Source organism: Ectobacillus polymachus, from assembly GCF_048159605.1.
Classification (GTDB): domain Bacteria; phylum Bacillota; class Bacilli; order Bacillales; family Bacillaceae_G; genus Ectobacillus; species Ectobacillus polymachus.
The window spans coordinates 1-1,297 of record NZ_JBLREB010000013.1; the positions used below are offsets into that span (position 1 = coordinate 1).

The following is a 1,297-nucleotide window of genomic DNA, read 5'->3' on the forward strand; positions in this document are numbered from 1 at the left end:
TTTTCACCACTCGGTTTACGACATATCGAACATATTCGGTACGAATATTGGTTAATCTAGCATGAAGTTTTTGAACAACTAGTATTTGTTTTTGAATGTTTTTATAGTAGCAGGATTCACTTCCTTTCTTTTTATTTTTTGAATCTTTTTTCTTGGCTTCATATTTACGGCTCAACTTCTTTTGTTGCCGTTTTAAACTTTTTTCTAACTTTTTAACTTGTTGGGAACGGTTAATGTTGCCAAAGGTTTCTCCATTACTGCAGATGGCGAAGTCCTTGATGCCTTCATCAATCCCAATGCCATCGTGGTTGTTAATTTGATGGTCCTTTTCTTTTGGCTGTACTTCACACAAAACGGATACAAAGTATCGTCCTGCTTTTTGTGAAACCGTTCCACTTATCACTTGGGCGTTTGTGGGGATATATCCAAACTCTTTCAACTTCACCCAACCTATCGTTGGAATCTTGATACGGTGGCGTTCAATTGTCCAATCTGTTTTGTTGTTTTTAGGAAAGTAGGCTTTGACATCTTGATTTTTCTTCTTCTTAAACTTTGGAAATTTAGCTTTTCCATTAAAAAAGTTTCGAAAGGCTTTATCCCCGTTCATGACGGCTTTTTTGACGGCTTTGCTCGATACATCTTTAATCCATTGGTCTTTTTCCTCCGTATATACATTGTTTAACCACTTGGAAAAATCCATGCCACTCATAAATCTCTTTTCAGTTTCATAGATTTCTTGATTGGTAGATAAATAAAGATTGTAAACATAACGGCAAACTCCAAGAGTTTGATGGGTCTTAATCGTTTGTTTCAGATTCAGATCAATTTCCGTTTTATAGGCTCTTTTCATAACTCTTTATCTTCTTTCAATTTATTTTTGTATTTTCTTAGTCCATAAATACGGCTAGAAAAAACATGAATAATTGAAATTAAATCTTGAACGAGTTCTTCTTGTGGGGAAAGGGTTTCATTATTAACCACTACAATTTTCACGCCACACTTTTTCAAAAAGCCTTCAAACCATTCGTAGCCAAATCGTACAAACCTATCTTTATGAGAGATAAGAATGGTTTTAACTTCTCTTTTTTGAGCCATTTCAAGGAGTTCGTTCCAATTCTTTCGTTTGTAATTTAACCCACTACCGATGTCTGTCAGGACATCATTCACAATCCAACCTTTAGCATTAGCAAAGATTCGTAAAAATTCTACTTGGTTTTCTAAATCCTTCTTTTGACTTTGATTGGACACTCTAGCATAGAGGATGGTTTTTCCTACTTTATTTTCTTGCGAAATCCCC

Annotated in this window: 2 protein-coding genes; both read right to left on the reverse strand. The window is 34.9% G+C overall.

Annotated elements, in window-relative coordinates:
- Positions 1–850: RNA-guided endonuclease InsQ/TnpB family protein (locus tag ACM5BR_RS18595; RefSeq protein ID WP_416829685.1), on the reverse strand; the 850-nt coding region annotated here is incomplete at its 3' end.
- Positions 847–1,297: IS607 family transposase (locus ACM5BR_RS18600; protein WP_416829686.1), on the reverse strand; the 451-nt coding region annotated here is incomplete at its 5' end. The genes ACM5BR_RS18595 and ACM5BR_RS18600, both read right to left, overlap by 4 nt.